Raw genomic sequence first — 3,143 nt, 5'->3', positions numbered from 1 at the left:
GAGCGCATCGCCGAGCGGCGTCGACCGCTCGGCGATCTCCTGGATCAGTGATCGGGCGACTGCCTCGTCGCCGAACGGGATCTCACGGTCGATGACCCCCTCGTCACCGGCACGAACCGCCCACGCGACGGCGTTGCCGGCGGAGATCACGTCGACGCCCAGCCGGTCACAGAGCTCCCCGAGCGCCGCGACCGCGTCGAACTCGCCGATCCCGAGCCCCGCGGCGAGGACGATCGGGGTCGCTCCGCGGGGGACGCTCCCGTCTTCGTCGTCGCCTCGTTCGCACCCGTCCGTTGCCGACGCCGACTTCCCGTCCGGTACGCGGAACCCGCCGGGAACGGGATCGTCGGGACGCTCCCGGCCGGACGCACGTTCCGTCGCCGCCTCGACACCGATCCCCTCGGTCCCCTCGAATCGGTTGCTCTGCCAGCCCCGCGTCGGCAACACACCGGCCTCGTTGGCGAAGTCGATCGTCTCGAGCGTGTCGCTGGCCGCGAGCCATCGACCCGCGTCGCTGTCGGCGAACGCGCTCGCGTCGCGTTCCTTGAGCTCGGCGAGTCCGTCCGCGGGGTCCGGTGGCGGGTCGTGAGCGACGACCGCCTTCAGTCGTTTGGCCCCCATCACCGCGCCCGCCCCGCCCCGACCGGCGTGGTGGTCACCGCTGTCGGAGGCGATCGTGGCGTACGCCACTTCCCGCTCGCCCGCCGGGCCGATACACGCGACTGCGCTGTCGGGGAACTCGGCGTCCGTCTCGGCCACGTCGAGCCCCGTGAACGCCGCCGCCGACTCGATACTGGCGTCCCCGTCAGACAGGGCCAGGACGACCGGCTCGTCGGCGATCCCGGTCACGATGACGCCGAGGTTCGGCCCGAGCGACGCAGCGAGGCGTGCCGGGAACGACCCGCCGCCGTACGAATCGAGGAACGTCCCCGTGAGCGGCGACTTGGTGATCGCCGCGTACCGCTGTTCACCGGGCGTGTATCCCGTTAGCGGTCCGGTCATGAACGCGAGCGGGTTCGCGGGCGATGACGGGTCGATCCCGCCCCCGGCCTCGTAGAGATATCGGGCTCCGAGCCCCTTCCCTCCGACGTACTTCGCCAGCCACGCGTCGGGGACCGGGTCGCTCTCGACACGTCGATCGTCGAGGTCGACCCGCAGGATCCGGTCCGGTGGGTCCATCATCGACCGTTGATCCCCGAGCCGAATGAATCCCTGGGTCGCCGCGGACCGGTGACATGACGACCCGGACAGCCGTCGGTCGGGGTGGGGTCGACCCAAGCCGGCTATCGCGACCAAACCGGCCTCCGGAACCGACTCGACTACTGGAACGGAACCGGCTGCCGGGACCGACGCGTTTTCGACGCGTGCGGGGCGATACGTCGACGAACATGAACGTCGTCGACGCGTTGGACGCGGCCACGGGAACGACCTGTCTCGTCGGCGCGGGCGGAAAGAAGACCACGCTGTACGCGCTCGCGAACCGACTCGAACGGTCGGTGGTGACCGCGACGGTCCGGATCCCGATCTTCGACCGGCAGGTTGCGGCGGTCCGAACCACGACCGACCCGGTTGTCGCCCTCGACACCGACCCGCCGTTCCCGCTCGGTCTCGTTCCCGAACGCGAGCGCGAGGACCGCTACCTGGGCTACGACCCGGAGACGGTCGACGCGCTCGGTTCCGCACACGACGGGCCCGTCCTCGTCAAGGCGGACGGGGCACGAACCCGACTGTTGAAGGCCCCGAACGACCGTGAACCGCAGGTTCCAGCGACCGCGGACACGGTCGTCCCGGTCGCGAGCGCCCACGCCATCGGCGAACCGCTCACGGAGGCCGTCGTCCACCGCCCGGAGCGGGTAGCCGCGATCACCGGAGCTGCCGTCGGCGACGAGATCACCCCCGAGATCGTCGGCCGTGTTCTCGCCCACGAGCGCGGCGGGATGAAACGCGTTCCGGGGGACGCGACCGCGATACCGCTCGTGAACATGGTCGACGACGAGGCCGACGAGGCGGTCGCGAGACGGATCGCCGCGGTGGTCCGGAAAGAGGCGTTAGACCGTCCCATCGACGTCCCGCGGATCGTTCTCGCCCGGATGCGGGACGCGACGGTCGTCGATGTCGTCGATGTCGTCTGACCGGGCGACGTGTGACGGATGGATGTGGATGGCCAGACGGATGGATGTGGATGGCCAGACGGATGGATGTGGATGGCCAGACGGATGTGGACGCCGACCTCCCGTGAGGAACTATAAGACGATCCCCCGACCTACGGAGGGTATGGAACGTACCGTGACGGTAGTGCCGGAAGCGGGATTGCACGCGCGACCCGCCTCGAAGCTCGTGCAGACGACCAATCGGTTCGACGCCGAGGTGTCGATCGGTCGAGTCGAGAGCTCCGACGGAGCGGAGACGGACGAACGAAACGGGGCGGAAGTGCCCAGCGAGGAACACGTGGCCGCCGAGGCGGGGGAGCTCGTCCCGGCCAACAGCATGCTCTCGGTGACCGGGCTCAACGTCGCGCACGGCGAGTCGGTCCGCGTCGTCGCCGAGGGGTCGGACGCGGCGGCCGCGCTCGACGCGGTCTGTGCGCTACTCACGACCCCGGTCGAGGATGACGAGGACGGTGACGACGAGTGAGAACGCTCGACGGTGTCGGGAGTACGCCCTTGGCCGGCGTCGGAACCGCACGTTGGTACCGGCCCGACGAGGCGCTGACGCTCCCAGAGCGACCCGACTCGGAGGCGGACACGGAGGTAGACGCGGAAGCGGTCGACCCGACGGTCGAACGCGAACGGTTCGACGCGGCCCGCGACGCGGCCCGTGACGGGATCCGTCTCGCTCGGGAGCGCGCCATGGAGCGCGTCGGGGAGGAGGAAGCCGCGGTGTTCGAGGCACACGAGGCGTTCCTCGACGACCCGGGGCTCGTCGACGATATCGAGGGTGCCATCGACGCCGGAACGCTCGCCGAACACGCGGTTCACGACCGCTTCGACGAGGCTATCGGCCAGTTCGAGGGGATGGAGGGGAAGATGGCCGAGCGGGCGGACGACCTCCGTGACGTCCGGGATCGGCTGCTCCGCGCGCTCCTCGACGCCGCGACCGTCGACCTCTCGGCGCTGCCGTCGGGAACCGTGCTGCTGGCGGAG

The 3,143-nt window shown here is 70.3% G+C and carries 4 protein-coding genes; 3 read left to right on the top strand and 1 reads right to left on the bottom strand.

The genetic code is table 11. The features are described from left to right. Nucleotides 1–1,179 (bottom strand): aldehyde ferredoxin oxidoreductase N-terminal domain-containing protein (locus ACFQEU_RS13590; protein ID WP_379783021.1); only part of this gene is annotated, 1,179 nt, incomplete at its 3' end. 209 nt (nt 1,180–1,388) lie between these two features. Between ACFQEU_RS13590 and yqeC the strand changes: the two genes are divergently transcribed. From yqeC to ACFQEU_RS13575, 3 genes are all read left to right on the top strand, one after another. Then, on the top strand, nt 1,389–2,132 hold the full coding sequence (yqeC, locus tag ACFQEU_RS13585; protein WP_379783019.1) for a selenium cofactor biosynthesis protein YqeC: 744 nt from the start codon (nt 1,389–1,391) through the stop codon (nt 2,130–2,132). 142 nt (nt 2,133–2,274) lie between these two features. Further along, entirely contained in the window at nt 2,275–2,634 is a 360-nt protein-coding gene (locus ACFQEU_RS13580; protein ID WP_379783017.1) for an HPr family phosphocarrier protein, read from the top strand. Beyond that, on the top strand, nt 2,631–3,143 hold a 513-nt coding region (locus ACFQEU_RS13575; protein WP_379783015.1), incomplete at its 3' end, for a phosphoenolpyruvate-utilizing N-terminal domain-containing protein. The genes ACFQEU_RS13580 and ACFQEU_RS13575, both read left to right, overlap by 4 nt.

Source organism: Halorubrum tibetense, from assembly GCF_042661865.1.
In the GTDB taxonomy this organism is placed as follows: Archaea; Halobacteriota; Halobacteria; order Halobacteriales; family Haloferacaceae; genus Halorubrum; species Halorubrum tibetense.
Note: the sequence above shows the minus strand (reverse complement) of the source record. Positions and strands in the feature narration are given on the sequence as shown.